The organism is Providencia rettgeri, assembly GCF_001874625.1.
In the GTDB taxonomy this organism is placed as follows: domain Bacteria; phylum Pseudomonadota; class Gammaproteobacteria; order Enterobacterales; family Enterobacteriaceae; genus Providencia; species Providencia huashanensis.
The window spans coordinates 3451842-3471706 of record NZ_CP017671.1; the positions used below are offsets into that span (position 1 = coordinate 3451842).

General features: G+C 38.8%; 22 protein-coding genes and 3 pseudogenes. 12 read left to right on the forward strand and 13 right to left on the reverse strand.

Translation table 11 applies throughout. The features are described from left to right. Window positions 1-33: 33 nt before the first annotated feature. Both RB151_RS23765 and RB151_RS15890 read left to right on the forward strand, forming a co-directional pair. Window positions 34-332 (forward strand): annotated as a pseudogene (locus tag RB151_RS23765) (integrase); the annotation flags it as partial. A gap of 485 nt (window positions 333-817) precedes the next feature. Continuing rightward, entirely contained in the window at window positions 818-1354 is a 537-nt protein-coding gene (locus tag RB151_RS15890) for a MarR family winged helix-turn-helix transcriptional regulator (RefSeq protein ID WP_081363961.1), read from the forward strand. A 78-nt stretch (window positions 1355-1432) separates the two neighbouring features. Here the strand turns inward: RB151_RS15890 and RB151_RS15895 are convergent, their stop codons facing one another. After that, window positions 1433-2365, reverse strand: a complete 933-nt coding sequence (locus RB151_RS15895) for a DMT family transporter (RefSeq protein ID WP_081363962.1) — start codon at window positions 2363-2365, stop codon at window positions 1433-1435. A 222-nt stretch (window positions 2366-2587) separates the two neighbouring features. On the opposite strand from RB151_RS15895, the gene dcuC reads away from it, so the two are divergent. From dcuC to RB151_RS15920, 5 genes and pseudogenes are all read left to right on the forward strand, one after another. After that, window positions 2588-3952: a C4-dicarboxylate transporter DcuC gene (gene dcuC, locus RB151_RS15900; protein WP_071548323.1), complete on the forward strand. Its 1365-nt coding sequence runs from the start codon at window positions 2588-2590 to the stop codon at window positions 3950-3952. 26 nt (window positions 3953-3978) lie between these two features. Further along, a complete protein-coding gene (locus tag RB151_RS15905; protein WP_071548324.1) occupies window positions 3979-5253 on the forward strand; it encodes an amidohydrolase in 1275 nt (424 codons plus the stop codon). Between the two features lie 71 nt (window positions 5254-5324). Next, window positions 5325-6374: an asparaginase gene (locus RB151_RS15910; protein WP_071548325.1), complete on the forward strand. Its 1050-nt coding sequence runs from the start codon at window positions 5325-5327 to the stop codon at window positions 6372-6374. Between the two features lie 250 nt (window positions 6375-6624). After that, a pseudogene (locus RB151_RS23770) lies at window positions 6625-7116 on the forward strand (transposase); the annotation flags it as partial. Window positions 7117-7246: 130 nt separating this feature from the next. Beyond that, window positions 7247-7567 carry a hypothetical protein gene (locus tag RB151_RS15920; protein WP_071548327.1) on the forward strand — a complete coding sequence of 107 codons (321 nt, stop codon included), beginning with the start codon at window positions 7247-7249 and terminating at the stop codon, window positions 7565-7567. Here the strand turns inward: RB151_RS15920 and RB151_RS24390 are convergent. The 4 genes from RB151_RS24390 to RB151_RS15940 all read right to left on the reverse strand — a co-directional run bounded on the left by RB151_RS24390 (window position 7552) and on the right by RB151_RS15940 (window position 10281). Further along, complete coding sequence (locus RB151_RS24390; protein ID WP_071548328.1) at window positions 7552-7872, reverse strand: DUF3024 domain-containing protein; 321 nt, start codon at window positions 7870-7872, stop codon at window positions 7552-7554. The two genes, RB151_RS15920 and RB151_RS24390, sit on opposite strands and share 16 nt — an antisense overlap. 229 nt (window positions 7873-8101) lie before the next feature. Beyond that, entirely contained in the window at window positions 8102-8389 is a 288-nt protein-coding gene (locus tag RB151_RS15930) for a hypothetical protein (RefSeq protein ID WP_071548329.1), read from the reverse strand. Window positions 8390-9131: 742 nt separating this feature from the next. Next, the gene (locus RB151_RS15935) at window positions 9132-9320 is read right to left on the reverse strand and encodes a hypothetical protein (RefSeq protein ID WP_036960459.1); all 189 of its coding nucleotides are present in this window, start codon (window positions 9318-9320) and stop codon (window positions 9132-9134) included. A gap of 655 nt (window positions 9321-9975) precedes the next feature. Next, window positions 9976-10281, reverse strand: coding sequence for a MerR family transcriptional regulator (locus RB151_RS15940; RefSeq protein ID WP_071548330.1), 306 nt, complete (start codon window positions 10279-10281; stop codon window positions 9976-9978). Window positions 10282-10425: 144 nt separating this feature from the next. Between RB151_RS15940 and RB151_RS15945 the strand changes: the two genes are divergently transcribed. The 3 genes from RB151_RS15945 (at window position 10426) to RB151_RS15955 (ending at window position 12212) form a co-directional block, all read left to right on the forward strand. Then, window positions 10426-11097, forward strand: coding sequence for a hypothetical protein (locus RB151_RS15945; RefSeq protein WP_071548331.1), 672 nt, complete (start codon window positions 10426-10428; stop codon window positions 11095-11097). A 12-nt stretch (window positions 11098-11109) separates the two neighbouring features. Continuing rightward, a complete protein-coding gene (locus tag RB151_RS24395) occupies window positions 11110-11367 on the forward strand; it encodes a DUF2798 domain-containing protein (protein ID WP_071548332.1) in 258 nt (85 codons plus the stop codon). Between the two features lie 428 nt (window positions 11368-11795). Further along, window positions 11796-12212, forward strand: coding sequence for a hypothetical protein (locus tag RB151_RS15955; RefSeq protein WP_071548333.1), 417 nt, complete (start codon window positions 11796-11798; stop codon window positions 12210-12212). A gap of 59 nt (window positions 12213-12271) precedes the next feature. Here RB151_RS15955 and RB151_RS15960 read toward each other — a convergent pair whose 3' ends face one another. From RB151_RS15960 to RB151_RS15990, 8 genes and pseudogenes are all read right to left on the reverse strand, one after another. Continuing rightward, complete coding sequence (locus RB151_RS15960) at window positions 12272-12952, reverse strand: hypothetical protein (protein ID WP_071548334.1); 681 nt, start codon at window positions 12950-12952, stop codon at window positions 12272-12274. Between the two features lie 66 nt (window positions 12953-13018). After that, complete coding sequence (locus tag RB151_RS15965) at window positions 13019-13591, reverse strand: hypothetical protein (RefSeq protein WP_071548335.1); 573 nt, start codon at window positions 13589-13591, stop codon at window positions 13019-13021. Window positions 13592-13736: 145 nt separating this feature from the next. Then, window positions 13737-13901, reverse strand: a complete 165-nt coding sequence (locus RB151_RS23365) for a hypothetical protein (RefSeq protein ID WP_158516030.1) — start codon at window positions 13899-13901, stop codon at window positions 13737-13739. 191 nt (window positions 13902-14092) lie between these two features. Then, a pseudogene (locus RB151_RS15970) lies at window positions 14093-14572 on the reverse strand (tyrosine-type recombinase/integrase); the annotation flags it as partial. A 415-nt stretch (window positions 14573-14987) separates the two neighbouring features. Further along, window positions 14988-17279, reverse strand: a complete 2292-nt coding sequence (locus tag RB151_RS23775) for a phage head-binding domain-containing protein (protein ID WP_081363965.1) — start codon at window positions 17277-17279, stop codon at window positions 14988-14990. 123 nt (window positions 17280-17402) lie between these two features. After that, on the reverse strand, window positions 17403-18263 hold the full coding sequence (locus tag RB151_RS15980) for a phage antirepressor N-terminal domain-containing protein (protein ID WP_071548336.1): 861 nt from the start codon (window positions 18261-18263) through the stop codon (window positions 17403-17405). A 5-nt stretch (window positions 18264-18268) separates the two neighbouring features. Beyond that, entirely contained in the window at window positions 18269-18478 is a 210-nt protein-coding gene (locus RB151_RS24400) for a hypothetical protein (RefSeq protein WP_071548337.1), read from the reverse strand. After that, on the reverse strand, window positions 18475-18630 hold the full coding sequence (locus tag RB151_RS15990) for an Arc family DNA-binding protein (RefSeq protein ID WP_071548338.1): 156 nt from the start codon (window positions 18628-18630) through the stop codon (window positions 18475-18477). The genes RB151_RS24400 and RB151_RS15990 overlap by 4 nt, the downstream gene beginning before the upstream one ends. Before the next feature lie 107 nt (window positions 18631-18737). On the opposite strand from RB151_RS15990, the gene RB151_RS15995 reads away from it, so the two are divergent. After that, window positions 18738-18989, forward strand: coding sequence for an Arc family DNA-binding protein (locus RB151_RS15995; RefSeq protein WP_071548339.1), 252 nt, complete (start codon window positions 18738-18740; stop codon window positions 18987-18989). Window positions 18990-19378: 389 nt separating this feature from the next. After that, the gene (locus RB151_RS16000) at window positions 19379-19858 is read left to right on the forward strand and encodes a hypothetical protein (RefSeq protein ID WP_094301217.1); all 480 of its coding nucleotides are present in this window, start codon (window positions 19379-19381) and stop codon (window positions 19856-19858) included. Window positions 19859-19865 lie beyond the last annotated feature (7 nt).

The window sequence follows — 19865 nt, forward strand, 5'->3', positions numbered from 1 at the left end:
CAGAGGACAAATTTGTCTTGCGGTTACTTTTGGTGGTTATTTGTTCACCCTGAATCCAAAAAGAGACCAGACGGAACATTAACGCCAAGCGTTAGAAAAATGCGAGTTGATTCTAACACAGCATGGAGAGCAGCACTCAAAAAAGCTGGAATAGATAACTTCCGCTTTCAGTTCTACAAGAAATGGGCGGATGGGAATCGGTTGATATGATGAGAAGATATGCTCACTTAGCACCTAATCATTTAAGTGAACACGCGAAGCAAATAGACACTATTTTCGGCACTTGCGTCCCAAATACGTCCCAGTTAGCAAAAGTGGAGAATTTTAAATGATGGTAAGTGATTGAAAATTAATGGCCCTACAGGATTCGAACACGAGTCAATTAACATTGTTTTATAATGAAAATATCGTGTTCGATAAATTTTATACCAACAAATATACCAACAATTATTTTTCTACAAAATAATTAAGGTTTTCAATTTAGAATACCTATAGATAGCGCGATCAATCACGCATTTATCTTTTATAGTACAGCCTAATAATCCACTTTTGAGCAAGTGCTCTTATAGACGGTGGTACACTATCACCGATGCTGTAAAACTTGCTTTCGTATTACCAAAAGAAAATATAATCGAAAAATCAAATATTAAGTCAAATGTAAAAATAAAATTTCTACTTTCACCTTACTAGTTCTCTATTTTGAATGAGGGTAAGTCTGTGAAAAGGTTCTTTTTCATGATAAACTTATATTGAAAATATAAAGAGTTAGGTTGATTCAGACTTAGTATAAACATAAGCTCAAAACTGGATTTTAGTCATGAAAGAAATCAAAAAAATGTCAGAAAAAGACTTTGTTGATACACTGATACAAGAGTGGCTGGAAACCGTCCCTACATTAGACCTGAGTGGTTTACCTATTATCGCCCGCATAGTGCGCATGAGCCACTATATCTCTCAATTTATTGATGCTAATCTCGCTCGCTATAATCTCAATGTAGGTGAGTTTGAAGTACTCGCAGCACTTGCTAGAAATCCTGATCGTCAGCTTTCACCCAAAGAACTGCAAAAGAAAATCCTTATTTCCTCTGGTGGATTATCTAACCGAATTAACCGGTTAGAAGAAAAAAAATTTATTGTTAGAATTCCAGATCCTGCGGATAGACGTGGAGTCATTGTAAAAATAACCCCTGAAGGACGGAAGTTAACCCTTGAAGCAGTAGAAACCCACGTAGCGATTGAAAAATCCTTAGTTCAAGGATTAGATGCCGAAAATAAAGACCAACTCGCCATGCTACTGAAGAAACTTATACAATCACAAAAATCTGAGCTCAACGAAAAAAATGGGGCTAAATAAAAAAACACCCCAAAGTTGGACTAAACCTCAAGGTGCAGCTCACATTGAGCTGTCTTCATTTTGACTTAATCACTTCAATTAAGCTGTTTGCTGGCCTTCAGACTTTAAAACTAACCATAAACCCGCCAAAATCAAACATAATCCTATGACAGCTAACATATTAACGTTCTCATGAGCGACAACGATCGCAAGGAAAAACGCCACAATCGGTTCAATTAAGCCCAATGCCACACCTGTAGGTGCGCTAATATGTTTCAAAGCTTGGGTATATAAAAGGTAAGCCACTCCAGTCGTTAATAATCCAAGATAAAATATAACAGCAATGCTTACCCAACCGACGGTTGGTGTTCCGGCTAGTACCCAAGCTATTGGAACAGCAATAAATATAGCAATACTAAATGTATGCTTAGTAATGGTTAATGGAGAATCAATACTGACCAATTTTTTACTCATCAACGTATAAAGTGCATAGCAAAAACCCGCACTCAAACAAATAAGCAAACCCCCCGTATTAATTTGCCAGCTACTACTTTGAGAAAGAACCATCCATGTCCCCCCAGCCGTTGCACAAAAAGTACCGAGCCACCAAAGCAAAGACGGTGATTTCTTTAAAAGGAGCGCCTGCATTAAGCCCGCCCAAATAGGCGCACTACCAATCGTTGTAGCAGTTCCAATTGCGATCCCAGTCGCCTTAATACCTGCAAAAAAAGTTAAGTTATATAACCCCATACAGATACCTGCGATAGTTATATATCGCCAATATATCATTGATTTTTTGGCAGAATTATCTGTTTGTTGTTGCTCATTTACTTTTAGCGCTTGGCGGTTTGTAATTCGATAAAAAAACAACAAATGAAAGAATAAACACGCAACAAGCAACCTAAATGCCCCAATCCAGTAAGGAGCCGTTGCTCCTTGCACAAAGCTTTGAGCTGTCCCAGCCGTTCCCCATAAGAAGGCCGCACATAAAGCGAGAGTGATACCCACTAAAGATATTTTTTTCATCGTCATTGAATTTTCTACCACTTTTTCAATAAAAATATATCTTCATGCTAAGATACTTTTAGTGAAGAAACAAGGCAGAAAGATAAAAACAACCACAAACGCTGTGAATTGATGATTAAAATCAATGTTTGTACGTTTTTAAATTGATATTAAAAAACCATTAATTAATACTAATTATATCTTCTCATGAAGATACTTCTAATAAAACAATAATGATGCGAGGCAGCTATGACTGTTATAATTATCAGTGTAATAGTGTTGATACTAGCGGGTTATGCAATTGCGAAGAACTTCGAAGCAAAAATTGTATTATTCACCGCAGGTATTGCGCTGATGCTCAGCGCAGCAATGTTAGGGATGCCTATTTTAGATATAAAGCAAAGCACAGGGAATATTTGGCTTGATCCACTAAAACAAATACAGCTAGGGTTTATCAAACAATTTGGTGGCGCAGGGATCATAATCATGGTCCTATTCGGTTTTTCTTCTTATATGTCACGCATTGGTGCAAACGATGCCGCGGTTCATTTAGTTGCAAAGCCTATTTCAAAAATCCGGTCTCCTTATATCCTAGTTCCAATCGTTTTTTGGCTAGGAAACTTACTGTCGTTAGTGATCCCCAGTGCGGCTTCCTTAGCCGTTATTTTAATGGCGACCTTATACCCAATATTAAGGGCTGCTAAAATGTCATCAATGACCGCCGCGGGTATTATTGCCACCACTGCAACTATTATGCCAACACCATTAGGAGGAGATAACGTTGTCGCCGCTCGGTTACTGGGCTTTGAGCATGTCGTCGACTATGTCACCTTACACCATGCCGTGATCTCCCTCCCCGTTTTATTATTAATGGGTTTTGCGCATTATTTCTGGCAAAAATATATGGATAAGCGCCAAGGTGCCGCGGCCTTTACCGAAGTTGATAAGAGTAAGCTTGAAGGTAATAAAGATCTTCCTCCGGCTTATTATGCCCTCTTTCCACTTGTTCCACTTATCTTAATTATTGTATTAGGGCTGTGTTTTAGAGAAATCAAAGTCGGACTAGTTGAAATTACTCTGTTCTCTTTTGTTCTTGCATTTGTCACTGAGCTTACCCGTAAAGGCAATCCAAAAGAACAAATGGTGCAAGCCGGGTTATTTTTTAAAGGCATGGGGGAAGGGTTTTCTCAAGTCGTTGTCCTGATTGTTGCTGCGGGTACTCTGGTTGCGGGTCTGAATGCCATTGGTATCATCGACATGATTTCCGGTGTTGTGAAGGACGTCAATAACGCAGGGGTTGGGTTAATGTTTATTTTCTCTGGCTTAACGGCATTGATCACCTTCATTAGCGGTAGTGGTAACGCAGTATTCTATTCTTTCATTGAATTGATCCCATCTATTGCTAATCAGGCTCATGTTGACCCAATTATGGTTGCTCTACCAATGCAATTTACCTCTAACCTAGTTCGAGCAATTTCTCCAGTTTCTGCTGTCGTCATTATTGTCGCATCGGTTATCAAAGTGAGTCCTGTTGAAGTAGTGAAAAGAACCTCTGTACCTTTAGCGGTAGGCACGATAGCAACGTTAATTTATGCATATTTTCTGTATGCGTAGAATGGGTTATTAAAAGGAAAATCAAAATGACTACAATAGATAATGCCTCATTAGTTGCGTGGAGGCGTCAGTTCCACTGTTACCCAGAAACGGGTTGGGGAGAGTTTTATACCACGGCGATCTTAATTAAAACACTTGAAGAAATGGGGCACCATGTATTAGAAGGGGAGCAGATTATCAACCCTGATTTCATTCGTGGTCGCAATCCATCCATTGTTGAAAAAGCCAAGCGCGCAGCCAAAGAACGCGGGGTCGATGATGCGCTACTCGAAAGGATCGGTGACTACACTGGATGTGCGGCAATCTTTGATACAGGACGACCGGGGCCCACTGTCGCATTTCGTTTTGATATTGATTGCGTCAATGTACAAGAAACCGATACGGCAGAGCACATCCCAAATCAAGAAGGGTTTAGCTCAACGAATCAAGACTATATGCATGCTTGCGGCCATGATGGACACATGGCTATCGGCCTCGGTGTGGCAAAATGGCTAATCGAGAATAAAGACCGTCCACTTAAGGGGGTTATTAAACTCATATTCCAACCCGCAGAAGAAGGTGTACGGGGAGCAAAGCCTATTGCTGAAAGTGGCATTTTAGATGATGTTGATTACTTTGCCTGTGGCCACCTTGGCTGTGATATTCCGAGTGGAGTGGTCGTTGCTGCACCTGAACGTTACCTTTCCACCTTAAAAATGGATCTCCGTTTTAAAGGTAAAGCCGCTCACGCAGGAATGGAGCCCCATGCAGGGAAAAATGCCTTACTGGCTGCCTGTAATGCCACTATCCAGATCTTAAGCTTGCCAACCCACGGTGAAGGAATGACACGAGCCAACGTCGGAGTCTTAAATGCAGGTGAAGGCCGTAACGTGATCCCTTCATACGCACAGATGCAAATTGAAGTACGGGGTGAAAACGAAAAAATTAACAATTACATGACCGAAGAAGCCTTAAGACGTGCACGCGGTGTAGCACTCAGCTTTGATGTTGAACTCGAAACTGAGGTCATGGGGGAAGCCGTTGATTTCATTCCTGACGATGAAATGACTGACTATATCACTGAAGTAGCTCAAACCATTCCAGCCGTAGAAAAAGTACAGCGCACCATGAATTTTAATGGCAGTGATGATGCCACGCTGTTGATTAAACGTGTACAAGCCCATGGCGGAAAGGCCGCTTATTTTGTGATTGGCTCTGACATCAAAGCGGGCCACCATCAAGCCAAATTTGATATCGATGAAGAACAGCTATTCACTGGTTTTTCAATCTTTACAGGGTTACTACAACGTTTATCCGTATAAAAACAACAAATCAATATAAGCCAATTATGAAACCTTATAACGGATAATGTTATAAGGTTTTTTAAGGAAATATGATGAAAAAGACATTATTAAATACGCTACTTTCTAGCATAATCTTATATACCTCTGTTTCACTCGCAGCCGACGCCATTAAACCCAACGTAACCATTTTAGCCACTGGGGGCACCATCGCAGGAAGCTCCAAGTCCAACCTTGATACCACCGATTATAAAGCGGGCTCACTGGGTATTGATGTATTAATCAATGCCGTGCCAGAAATCAACGATGTTGCTATCGTCAAAGGCGAACAAGTTTCTAACACCATTAGCGGCAATATTAGCAGCGAGATCCTCTTAAACCTCAGTAAGCGTGTTAACTATTTACTGAATGAAGGAAATCAACAAGGTGTAGTTATCACTCATGGTACTGATACAATTGAAGAAACAGCATTTTTTTTAGAATTAACAACTAACAATAAAAAGCCGACCGTTATTGTCGGAGCAATGAGACCAGCCACGGCTATCAGTGCAGATGGCCCAATAAACCTGCTTGAAGGCGTAGTACTTGCCGCAGACAAAAAAGCAGAAGACCGTGGGGTTATGGTGGTTTTAAATGACCGTATTGGCTCTGCTTTTTATACCACTAAAGCAAACTCCACAACACCTGATGCATTTAAATCTTACGAGCCTGGTTATTTAGGTGTCTTTGTGAGTGGAAATCCTAAATTTTACTATACCCCAGCACAGCCTATTGATCGTGCTTTCTTTGATATCAGTAAAATAGATGATCTACCGAGTGTTGAAATTATTTATGCCTATCAAGATCAAACTCCAGCCCTGCTAGATGCTGCTATCAGTAACGGAGCAAAAGGAATTATTGTTGCGGGAAGTGGCAATGGAAATGTCTCTAGCAATATGGAAGAGGCAATTAAACAGCTGAGTGATAAAGGTGTTCCTATCGTGATGGCAACGCGTACAGGATCAGGTTATGTAAGTAGTAAATCATTTGCGATAGGAGCAGGATTTTTAAACCCACAAAAATCCCGTATTTTATTACAACTAGCGCTCGCAAGCGGTGCCGATATTAAACAAATCTCTAATTATTTTGATAGCCAACGTTAGCCGAATACCGAATGGTTATATTATTAAAGGTGCCTAATATATTGGCGCCTTTTTATTTATTAATGATTTTAATGCATGGTCAAATAAGACGATTATCTATCTAAGATTTAAAGATTTTCTTTTTTAGCTAACAGGTAATAAACAATCGCTGTAATAGGGAATGTAATAAAAAATGCAAAATTATAGCTAATCATACCTGAGACCAATCCAATAACAAGCGCAATGATATCCGGTTTTCTCCAGTTAAGAATATAATCACTATTATGTCGGGAATATCAAGTATATTCGACATTATAGTAAGTGGATTTACTTAGCCCGTATGTTGAATTTAGTGTCCAAAGAAATTATTGGCTATATCTTATCAACAAAACCGGATTCGGAATTAGCGAAAGAAGCCTTAGATAACAGCATTGAAAGGCAATTACCGGATACGACAAGTTTGATGTTCCATTCAGATTAAGGTTGCCAATATTCATTGGAGGAGTTTAAGGAGCACCTCATTGAAAGGAAAGTAACTCAGAGCATGAATCGGCAAGGTAATTGCCTCGATAATGCAGTGATGGAAAGATTTTTTAGGAGCTTAAAGACTGAAAGATTTAACCACTTATCGTTTATAAATCATCAGTCTGTTATCAATAAAATTGAAGATTATATCCAGTTTTATAATTATTATCGACGCTATTCAACGATTGGCTATTTAACACCCCATCAAAAATATCATGAACTAAAAAATGCCGCTTAGATCTTCTACAGAATTTGTTGACCATTACAATTTCAATAGACGTGACTAGACCTTGGAATACTATGGATTCTTGTGATAGCTGATTTTATAAGGGCTTTATGGACTATTGTGGACGTTGAAATACTTGAGAATGGCCCCTACAGGATTCAATATAAAGCCATACCTCATTGATTATAAACACCTTAAAATCATTCAATTTCGTGTCATGCCCCCAATTATGCCCCCTTTTTATTTTGTGACTCAAAAATTAAGAGGTTCAAGCTTAATTTTTCCCAATGCCACCAGCGTTGCAAAAATATCATCAATTGATGATTTCATTGCAGATAACGAAATACCAACCAGAAATAACCCTATCCGTAATCTACATGTGTTTTTTACTACCGCCTTTTCAAACGGAACGATAACAACCGAAAAATATTTTTCACATGCAGAGAGCTACCCAAAGAAATAGGATGAATCATCTTCATCAACTATCTTAAGAGCTTCTTCTAAAGAATATGTGCGTGTTTTGTCATAAATTACCCAATGGTCAACATTAAACCAAAACAGCCGCCAATTGGACTCAGTACAATCGAACTTTATTTTTATAATAGGTATAGATTGCTTATCACCACAACAATTACCGCTTTGCTTAATGATTACCTCCTTATTTCGAACGCTGTAGGTTAAGTTGAAAACACTCCTTGCATCACCTGAAGGCATCCATATATTAATATATTGCTCAATAAGATACTTAATCTTTGATGATTCCATCATTCGCTATACCTGCACAAAAATAATTGTTCTCATTCCAATTGAATTCTAATCGTAAAGCAATACTTGAATGTAGCTTACCAAACTGCCCCGATATTTTCGGGTTAGTTGAACTGGTCATCTTAAAGAGGGTCAGTTAAAGGTAGGCAACTAATTGTGGGTTAGTCCAAAGAGGTGAAATGTCCTCTTTAGATTTCCCGACTTCAAATCGGTTTATTGATACTAACTTTTACTAAGTAGTAACTATCTGCGCCCCTGTTAGCTGATAACCATTAAACCATTCATAGCGACCTGTAGCCGTGACTTTGTTTCCTTTCTGGCAGGTCATTATCTCCAGCGCGTTAATATCGAATGCCACTATCTTTAATGGATACGGGCTACGCTTGTCACTCTCAGCCTGAATAGTCATCGTGGCCATAACTTTACCTGTAGCTGTTTTCACTCGCTCAGGGGCTTTTATTACCGTTCCTGATGTGGTGATCCTAATTGATTTTTCTTTTCTCATTTCTGGTTTATTCATCTTGATACCATCACAATATAAGCCATTGGTTAAAATAAAATGCTGATAGGATTCTGGAAGATTGGGTAATAATTCCAATTTCTAGGGGTGATCTAAATGTTAATTTAACCATGATGATACGGGATTATCCCGTATGTAACTATAAGTTATTGATTATACTTAATTCCATTAAATCGACGGAATCAAAATACAATTGACCGCCTGAAACCTTAGCGTAACCTTAGTGTTAGTTTCCATTTCCTAAAGTGCGTTTTCACTGGAAACCATTGTGGAAACCTCACCGTAATCTCACCGTTATCGGCTTAATCCTCACCGTAATCTCACCGTTTAACCTTGCCGTTCAATCGCATTATACGGACCGTAATAGGACCGTTATTTTAGCTTTGGTTATTCATGTTCAGAGTAGATAAACTATTGATTTACTCGGTAACGCATATTTGCGTCACGGTAACTTATTGATATTTATTCAGAGGACAAAATTGTCCTGTGGGTATCGCAATGCTTATTTGCATTGTGGTTACTTTTGATGGTTACCAAAGTGGTTACTTTTATCTCATGGCCATGATTAGAATATTGCCAGCCAGTGACGAGCCTCCAATTTCAGAGCCTCATGACTCCTTAATATCAAGGAGTCCTATTTAACCGCCTTAAGTGCCCTTGATTTCAAGGCAACCTATAGCCTGTATACCGTCACACTTTTTCTTGCATCGCTTAATATTTAACCATTGCGATTATCTTCGCATCACCGTTTTGGTGCTGGCTTAGTCCACTGGTAGGTTGGTGCTGTCATTCTCCGTCTGTGACGTTCTTTAGCCTGTATGGTCTGGGCTACACCTGTTCTAATGGCTAATCTATCGCGTCCGTTGAGTGATTGCCCTTGCTGGTGGGCTAACTCCATCATAACGGCTTCTATTGCTTCACGTTGTAACATGGCTATACCTCAAAGGTGTTGTGATTATCGCTATACCTTGATTGTGCTGAATTGGAACAATCAAAGTCCATCATGCCACTCGCATAAAACATGCTGTTTTGCTGGCAACCAGAGTGGCAACCGTCAAAATGGCAACCACGCTCACGGGTTAAAATACGCAATCTAAAGGCTAACCCAAAGTGACGGCCTCGGGTAAATCAATGGGTTATGTTTTACAGTGGTAATTGTCCAGACTAGTCCAAACTTATTACCCTTGTTTTGCTGCGTACCATTCTGCGTACTTTTACACAACATTATGATTTTATTTGATTATAACGAAATGCGAGAATTAAACACATACCTACTGCGTACCTATTTAATTTTGGACGGGCTTATAAATTTGTTTGACACGATGTCTGGTTTTGTCAGGTTCTGATATCAACAATTAAAAATATTTGCTTCAGCCTCATCCCACCCTGACCTGAAAGTTTAGTAGGCTTCGATGTTAAATTTTCAGGCACTTAGGAAGAGAGTTTGTGATAACCCCAATGAAGCTATCACAACTAACTCACCAGCTAAATTAATTCTACGACATAACATTTAAAATACGTTAAATCCGTCGATTCTTTAGGCTCGCACTCCGAAAGCTACCAACAACAATAAGTACTTTGAACAGTCATTCCATTGATATCAATTTTAGTAACGAATCTATTTTTTCTATTCTTGACTCCACTTTTTTAGCAGCGCCATCAAGAGAGTATCCATCTTCAATTAGCTCTTGAATTAAAATGATTTTTTTGATATTTGCTAAATTAAATTGACGAGATTTGGATTCTAAATCCACTGTATTGATAATCCCTTTTTCTTCCCAATAACGAAGTTTTCGAATTGGGACGTTCGTTATTTCAGCAACCTCGCTGATACCTACTCTTATATTTGTCAAAAACTCAGAGTATGTTTTACTTGCTTCATCTTTAGCCATGCTACCCCCCTAAAACACACAAATAATACCTCGTTGAATTGTACTGTAAATAACGTCAGCATACAAACACACCAACACTTGAACTATTGCTTCACATATTGTAGTATAACTACAATTATTGAAGAAAATGAACGCAAGGGGCACATGTCATTACTGAAACTATTAATACCTGCAATTATATTTTTCACGCCATCAATATATACCATTGATACTTTAGATAAAAAAAGTAAAGAGACCGAAATGAATAACAAACAAGATACAATGAAACAAATTATTAATGATGATATTCAATTGCTAATGAGCCAAGAGGAATTAATGTGGCCATTAGCCTTTTCTAAAACTGGATTACATGGCGAAGTGCCAGTTACCCTTTTTCGGTTTGAACCAAATAATTCATTTGAATTATTTGCAGAACACAGCTCTATACTTATCAATGATAAGACTAATGAATTACAGGGCTTTGTTAGATTACGCCCTCAATATAATAAAAACTCACCTCAAGTAACAAAATCAGAAGCGGAATCCATCATGGTTAATTTTATTAGCCAATATGCTCCTAATTTAAAAAATAATTATAAAATACAATGGATTGATTCGCATGATGAAAATATCATAATTAATAATCAGCCTATAATTATTCGAGGAATGAAAGTTAAATGTCGTGACTTAAATACAGGTCTTTATTTCTGGACTATTATCGCCCCCGATGCCTCTATCATGGTTTTTGAAAAAGATATCAAGTGGGACTTCATCCGCGCAGGTAGGCAAACACAAAAGTGGCTTCATGATGAATGGCTTGCGAAAAATAATAAATAAGGGGTTGATAACATGTATTCTATTCGAATAAATCATTTTAAATTACCAAGAGCTTTTTTACATTTCTTGATTCCTTTATTTTTGTCTTGCGCTATGTCATCTATTGTTTCAGCAATTAGTTTAATGCAAGCGCAAGGCATAGGTAACTTACCAGTCTCAATTTGGTTTTCATCTTGGATGCTATCTTGGTCTATTGCTTTTCCATCAGTACTTTTATTACTGCCATTAGCTAGAAAACTAGCTCTTAGACTAGTAAGAGCGGAGAATTAAAAATCGTAAATAATATTAAAATCACTTAGTTGTGGTTTTAATATTAGAGCCTCACTTCAAGCCATTCTCAGTATCAAGGGTAGCATTTCAACTGTTACCCTTTCCGACTATGGCCATAATCACAATCGTTAACCCTCCTCAATTTTGAGGGCATTGTTTCTATTGACAAATACAGGCTCAAAAATGAGCCGATTGATTCTATTGGTAAAATTAGACCGTGCTCAAATTTGAGCTTTGCCATGTATTCAGTCAGTTACAAGGCGCAATAATACGCTTTGCTTGTTTTACAGTAAGTTACCCTGACTTTGTTATATTAAGTTATACAATTACTCGTTAAATCCACCAGCAATTTTACATTTTCTAATCTGTATAACACTGTTATACGCTGATATAATAAGCACTCACTGAGCTAATAACGGACTATTATCATGAGTAAATCTAATCTTATTGCCTTTCGTCTACCTGCTGAACTGCAAGCCCTGTTTAATGATGCTGTATCGAACTCTGGTACCGATAAAACAGCGTGGATAGTCTCAGCTATCAAAGAGAAGTTAAACCGCCCAGACAGCAATCCTGACGCTCGTATGTTATCGCTAGTGGAACGCCTAGAATCGTCTGTGGCATCTTTAATTGCTGGTAAGGCAGATATCCCACCGTATACCTATAATGAGTCTGCTGTCGTTTCTGTGGTTAATTTGGTGCTATCAGAGGGTATAGATAACGGACGCATTATCGCTGAACGAATTAATGAGGCTGGATATCAAACTAAGGCTGGCAAAGCGTGGGATAAAGATATTTATTCAGCGTGGAAGCGCCACAAAGATATTATTGGAAAACTAAGATAAGCAGAGCAGTATTATGCGAGCTTAACTCTGCTTAAATACTCAATAAGTAGTGATTGGCATTAACTGCCTTTCTTGCTCTCAATTTCTTTAGGGTAACTGAGGTCAAACCAAGGTTCGAACTTATAGCAATAATTTTCATTTTTTCTTAAATACGAAACGCTAGGCTCAATTTTTCCACAATCTGACACTGCATAAGAGTCCATCCTTAAACTTACCATTAATATTTTAGTCTCTACTACTGCTAGCCCCACAACCAAAGGGAAGAAACCAAAAAATGTACAACACAAGGTTAGCGCGATACTTTCGATTTTTTTCTTTTTAACTACCCTATCCCACGCAAATATTATTTCCTTCTTACCCATAAATAAGGATAAACCAAAAGCGATAAACACTATGATTTCTAGTAATATAAATGAAAATAAAATACTAAAAAGAATCGACGCTATCCATGGTGAAGTATTTAAATAATCAGGCTCTATTTGAAAGCGAAAATTTAGATATTTCTCTGCAAAAAAGTAGCCACCTGAAAAAACAGCTCCCCAAGTCCAAATAATCAATTTAGTTTTTACAAAATGAACTAGTATTTCTCTTTCTAGAAATATCCGAAACCAACAACCTAAGACAAAAAATGTTATCGCAACCATATCGGCGGAATAGAAAAATAAAGCTACACCTCCAATCAGAAACATAATCCACATGAGGAGATTTAATATACTATCCACTGTATCTTTTTGTTTCATTTAGCCCTCTCAGTTAAGTTCTTACTAAATTAGTGCGTGAGCATTATTTATAAACATAATGTTTTATTAGGTTATCGTTATCTTTATACCCGATGTTAATTTGTCTACAAATGGTATAAACGCCTGCCAGTAATAATCCTCTAATCTTGCCTGCTCTGCCACTTTCTCCCTGAATTTCTCCCATCTCATGCCTTTGGGTTTATCGAAAGAATACACATGCTTGGTTAGGTTGCTAACATCAGGGCTGTAACCCCAAATAGCAAAGCGGCCTACTCGTACCTTGCGCCTTAATCGGTCAAGATTACTTTCACTCTGGCTAGCATAGTGAAGTTTCCAACATTTTCTACAGCCGAGGTCTTTACTGCTAAAATACAGCTCAGCCCTGCGCTCATAGCAGCAAGGGCATAAATACCAATACCGAACGCCATAGCCAGCCTGAGTGGTATCAAGCAATAATGAGAGCCTTTTACCCCCGATAATCACTATGTATCTATCACCGTCCTTGCTGATAACTAGCTTCCCTACACTAGTGTCCCATTTCAAGCCGTGCCCGTTGATGTTTAGCTTTCTAATTGCCGCAATGGTCTTATGTCCAATGACAGGTAATGAATCGGTGTAATGCCTTGATTGCTTTCTCATGAGCGCCTCGTGTTTTTCAATCCGAAATAATATGAGTATTTCATCAAAAATAGGCTGTTGAGTTGAAGTGAAACTTTATGAGGATTAAACGAGGAATAGCTGAACTCGTTGAGTGAATCCAGCCAATTATGGCATTACTTGTTAATTACTCGACTTTCCACTTTAACCCGGATGTTTTGAATTTGAATTGCTGCGTACCTTTGCCTTCAATGGATAGTTCGATAAAAACCACATCTGAATTTTTAATTTTACTGGCGAATTCAATATACTCTACCGGAACAGCAACATTTTGCTCAATGGTCACATTCACATATTCAAAAACCCCTATTTCTCCATTATCAAACTTAACTCGTGCTTTACAAGTATCTCCCGGATAACAATTAATCTTAGCATTTTCTGTTTTTAGTACAGTTGAGCTAATAGCTTTCTCGTCCGAGCTGGATAAAATAATGGATATATCATCATTATTGGCAGCTTTTAATATTGCAGAGTGATTAGTTTCACACCACGCTTTTCTAATTTTCTAAGCACCTCTAGCATGTCTAGAGGCTTAATTTCTGTAATGCTAGCTTTACCAATGTAAGGGAAGATATCTTTCTGGAAGGCTTCTAATAAGTCATCAGCGTAGCCTTGCGACCAATTCGGCTTTTTATAGTCGTGCCATTCAAGCGTGATTTTCTCAAAGCTATTATTGACCTGAGACTCTTTTTCTCGCTTTTCGGCTTTCTTTACCAACGATGGATCATCCCCTAACGCTAATATGCGCTTGGCTTCTTCTCTTTTCGCCCTAGCTTGTGCGAGTGATATTGATGGGTATACGCCTAAAGCCAGCCTTTTCTCTTTACCAGCATATCTATATTTCATACGCCAATACTTAGAACCATTCGGAGCAACTTCTAAATACATGCCCCCACCGTCAGAAAGTTTATAAGCTTTCTCTTTTGGCTTGGAAGTATCTACTTGTCTGGCTGTTAGCTTCATCTGGGGGCACCGATTTTCATTGAACGGGGTAATGCCCCCAATTATGCCCCCACATAGTTGTAGATTTCAATAGACGTGACTAGACCTTGGAATACTATGATTTCTTGTGATAACTGATTTTATAAGGGTTTTATAGACTGTTGTAGACTTTGAAATACTTGAGAATGGTACGCCCTACAGGATTCGAACCTGTGACCTACGGCTTAGAAGAGCGTAGAATTAATACTTTATAATCAGTTAATTACAGTCTCTTTCAGTGTTCACAAGCTACAAAGAAGATAAAGTAATTCAAAGTTGTTTAAAGTCGTTCAATCACATTTAAACTTGAACGCCCCAACCACGTCCCATCATCCCCCTTTCATTTTTGCGTCACAATTTCGGCACAACTCGTCACAGTGATTTTCCTCTTATATAATTAATAAACGCCTAGCGTGTGGATAATCCGATTGGTCGGGATATTCAACCCTTTGTCAGAGCGTGACTCAATTCCACCACTGTATGTTGTGCTAAACTTAAATACGTTAACTAAGTGTCCATCATTATTTTGATAGGCTTGGTGAATGATACTGGAGTCAGCAGGAGCCGATAAAGAAACGTTATTCATATTCAGTGTGACCATACCAGAGAACCCAGCACGCAAACTTGATAACTCATACTTGGCTAGGTTGATATTAGCGTTCCCGAGATTTAAATTAACTACCCCACCTTCAAGCCAAAATGCACCTTGGTCATAAACACCATAGTCAACATTTGGCCTGTTCATGTTAATTCCCGTACTAGTTACATCGATATTGTACAACCGCAAACCCGCATTAAATGAAATTGTTGGTCTACTTGCTGCTGTTGTGACTATCTCTAATTCCCCGCCACGCATTTGATTCCCGTAACTTAACGTATAAGACGCAGAGTCTGATATGATTATCCGTCTTGCGCCCGTATTCGTTAACGCCCTGTCTGATTTTGTATAGGTTATGCGCAATAGCTCCAATGCCCTATCAATTGTCTTAACGGGCGAAGTCGGCGTGCCGACATAATCATCATTCCCTGATGTTGAGTTTACAGTGACAATATTGAAATCATGCCCATCAACACATATGCCTCGTGTATACTCTTTGAATGCCAGCGGCACTTTTATTCTATTACCGAATGTATCGACATATTTAAAACGTTTGGATACACCTGTTTGCGTGTCTTTTTCAAGAGTCCAATCATTATTGACGCCCATGCAAAATGTGCTTTCATCATTGGCACCTGTTATCTCCCCAATCGTCAATTGGCTATTGTACCCAACCACAGAGCTCGCTTTGTTCTTCTCCGTGTAAAGACAGCGAACATCTGCGGCACCTTTAGCAACAGCCAGAGAATGGTCATTCCCTTCGCTGGTTAGATTTGTGCTTGTTGTCCCCTGCGACCAGTAAAAAATAGCACCAATTTTAGAGTTAGGGTCGGATATTTTTTGAGTTGATAATCCGGTTGATGGGTCTAAAGACTCAATCGGGTTTAGGTATGGATTCCCAGCTAATGGTGTACCCGTTCCTCCTGTATAATATCCGTCAACGTGAGAGTTGTTGCCGTCTTGTCCAGAATAAACGCCAAATTTAATGTGCTCAGTCCGAACATCAACTTTACTGCACCATGAGCAGTTTAAAATAACACCACAGTCTATTTTGTTCGCGAAGATATCATAGACCTCTGATGTAGGGCTTCCTACTAATCTAACGCCGCCTAGAATTTGATTCTTGGGCTCTATGCTGTAGCCATAGGTAACAATACCGTGTGTCGCTGTCATTTTCTTTGTATCCAACCAAAGAACACCAGAGAAGTAACCCTGACCAATCAAATCACCCGTGTCCACAAGGTAATTCGCTGATTGCACTGCAAACTGTAATGGGTTTTCAAAGTCTGGAATTAAGACGCTGTGCGTTAAGCCTGAAAAATACCAACGCGAACCCATTCCATAAAACTTCATATAAGGAGGGAGTAATATTTGCTTTGTTATGCGGTAAGATCGGCGACTTAATCTAACATTGAATTTAGGATTTCTTCTCGATGTTTTTTCCCAATCTCCTTGGTATTCCGTCGATAAAGATGCATTGATTGCCTTATCTATCGCCCACCAATCATCATCAATACCATTACCTTTAGCCCCAAACCAATCCACACAGGCATCACCATCTATAATAATATTAGCCCACAACCCGTTGCTTAATTGAACGCCAGTGCCATCATCGGTATCACTGATAACTCGAAAGTGCTGAGCGTCTATGTTTCTATAATACCCACCAAGAGAAACGGTCACCCCAATCTGCAGGGATATAAGTTTCATATCTTCCACTGACTTGAACCCGTATTGAGCTTTTTTATCTAACTGGTCAGGGTCATACTTCAGCACATTCGGATAATAGAATTGTTGCGCTCCGTAGCTGTCATAAACAGCCATACTGTGACCTTCCACTGTCACAAACTTAGCAATCTGACCGTTGTAAACAGGAAATCCAGCTTGGTTGATGATTAGCGGCTGAGCGACAGGAATTGTGCTGCCGCCCTCATTTTCCAAATAAACTTGGATTTGATTTTCTGGAATGGTCGGATCGGTATCAATCTTACCAATATAAATTTTGCCATTACTCGCCGCTTGGAATTTCCTTGCGAGAGTGAATTGTTGCGAAGGCATCGAGACGACGACATTAGGGATAATATCTGACATTGCTTTCTCCAAGCGTGAGTAGTCGCACCAGTGTTAATCTGGTGTGTTGTTAAAATTAGGACGTAAAAAAACCGCAATTAAGCGGCGTGGTTGGTTTTGTTAGCCCATCCTTGGGCTATGCGGTTAAGCTGGCAATGAATCCAATCTTAATCTATTTAGAATTCTAGAGTTGTCTGTTTGCTTTGGTTCGATGTGGCGAGTTAATCTATCAAGTAGTTTTCTTATCTCACCATTCGCCCTGCTAGCCTCTTTAGGCATATCGTAATATCTTCCCTCTAATCTATGTTCTGCTGCATGAAGTATCGGGTAAACCTCGCTCATGGCTGCACAACACAGCGATAAGTAATTCCACTGCCAGCAAAGAGTGATTAACTCATCATCTGTTATTTGCTGATTTGATAAAGGTAACTCGTCCTGCTTAGGAATATATTCACCTTCCATCACTAGCTTGTGAACATACTCTACGGCCATTGGTATCTGGTCGGCTGTTAGCTCGTCAATTCCGCTAACATTAAATTGCTGATGTACCAGTGAATATGCTTCGGGGTACATAATGCCCTTTTTGCTCACCAGTAGATTAACAGCGTTCTTTAATGGGTTGCGTTCCTGAACCGTTGACTTGTGTTTAGCCTTAACTTCGCCAGTAGTCCAATACTCATAAAGTACGTCGTCGCATTCTTCTTGATACTGGATTACTTTGTCGCGGATTTCAGGTTTAACTTTGTTAGGGCTGATAGTGTGAAGCCAGCCAGCAAGTTTACGCAGAGCTAGGCAAATCATTGATTGCTCACCGCCTTTTGTGGGTATAGACATTTCCTCTATACCTTTAGAAAAGCGCTGAGTTAGCTTTCTATACTGCCCCATCCAATCTAACCCCATCCCCTCGACAATAGGTTTCATAGGTACATATGGCTCACCGTTATAATTTACGATACATAAATTGTTACCGTGGAAAGGTACGTTAATTGTTGATATAGTATTCATGTCGGTTACTCCTTAGTTCCTGACAAATCCGAAGCCTCACCTGTTCCCGCAGTTGGGGCTTCACTATTTTTTCTCTCTTTCAATGCATTTGCAGTTTCTACGATGCAGTGTTCACACATGTTAACGTTCATCCCGCCTTTGCTGCTAGTCGCAAAAATCATACCTTGGTTTGTAATTGAGTTATTTTTACAGCAAAAATCACACCATATACTCATGCTTTGGCCTCTTCATTTTCAATACTCCTCATTAAACGCTGAATAATCTCTGAGTTAAGAGAGCGACCTTCTTTTTCAGCTAATTCTTTTAGCTTTTCCTTTAACTCCGGTTTCATTCTTACGCCAAATGGCGCTATATCCCTTACTTTCATTTTAAACCCTCCATTTCAATTACATTATAATTACACGGTGAGAGTATTAAGTCAAAAAAAATTTCACTACACTGTGATATCACGCACATGCAACAGTGGGATTTAATATGAAAGGCATGAGAAGCATTGCACCGTTCGGTGTGAGAATGCACGATGACTTAAAAGAAAAATTAACTGTCAGAGCTGCCCAGAATGGTAGGTCTCTAAACTCTGAGATTGTTATGATCTTACAAGAAGCCGTTGACTCCGCGTCATCAAAGCCAAAAAGTAATGCTGAGCATCAAGCTGCGATACAAGCTGAAGAGTTCAAAAAAGCCGTTTATGATACATTAGTTAAACTATATAATGATAAAAAATAAACAATTGTGAGGTTGTGGTGAAAAAGTTACTTATTTTTTCTTTTTTACTTTTCCCAGTATTTAGCTCAATAGCTTCTAGCGTTAAGTGCTCTGAGAAGGCAACGAATATTTATTTTTCTAAATTGATAACTTATGACTCTACTTTATCTGCTCTCAGGGGGATAACCCAAGTAAATTAAGTAAAACTGAAATTAAAATAATAAACGATCTAATCTCCTTCTGTGAGCGAGGAATAACTGACAAGGATTATGATACAGAGAAATTATGGAACATGATGTATGATGATTTTTCATCGAAAGGATTTGTATCTCCTGAAGGAGCAAAAAAGTACGCTGATGCATTCATTAATATGTATAAATATGGCACCACTATAAACAAATAACGAGGTGATGGTGAAAAAATTTATTATCTTATTGCCCTTCCTCTTGATTGGATGCGCAAAAGTTAGTGATTATCAGAATAAATGCGAAATTCAAAACGAAAAATTATCGCAAGTTGCAACATGTCTCAATAACTCCGTTCTGTCAGATTCAAGAATGGCTAACTCACCACAAGTAAAAATGTATATTTTAGCCGCAAAATATCTCGGCGAAAAAGTAGATGCTGGTGAAATAACAGAAACACAAGCAAGATTGGAGTTACAAAATTTCTATATCGCGCTACAGAATCAAGAAGCTTACAATTCAGCAATGCAAGGTCAAGCTATCCAGCAGGGCTTGCTAAACTATCAAACATTACAGACGATGCAAGCGATACAGAACAAAGCCAATAGGCCTGATATTTACTACCCTCCAGCTCAACAGCATGGAAATATATCAACCAACTGTTATAAGTTAGGCAATAACGTTAATTGTAATAGTTCATATTAAAAAAGAA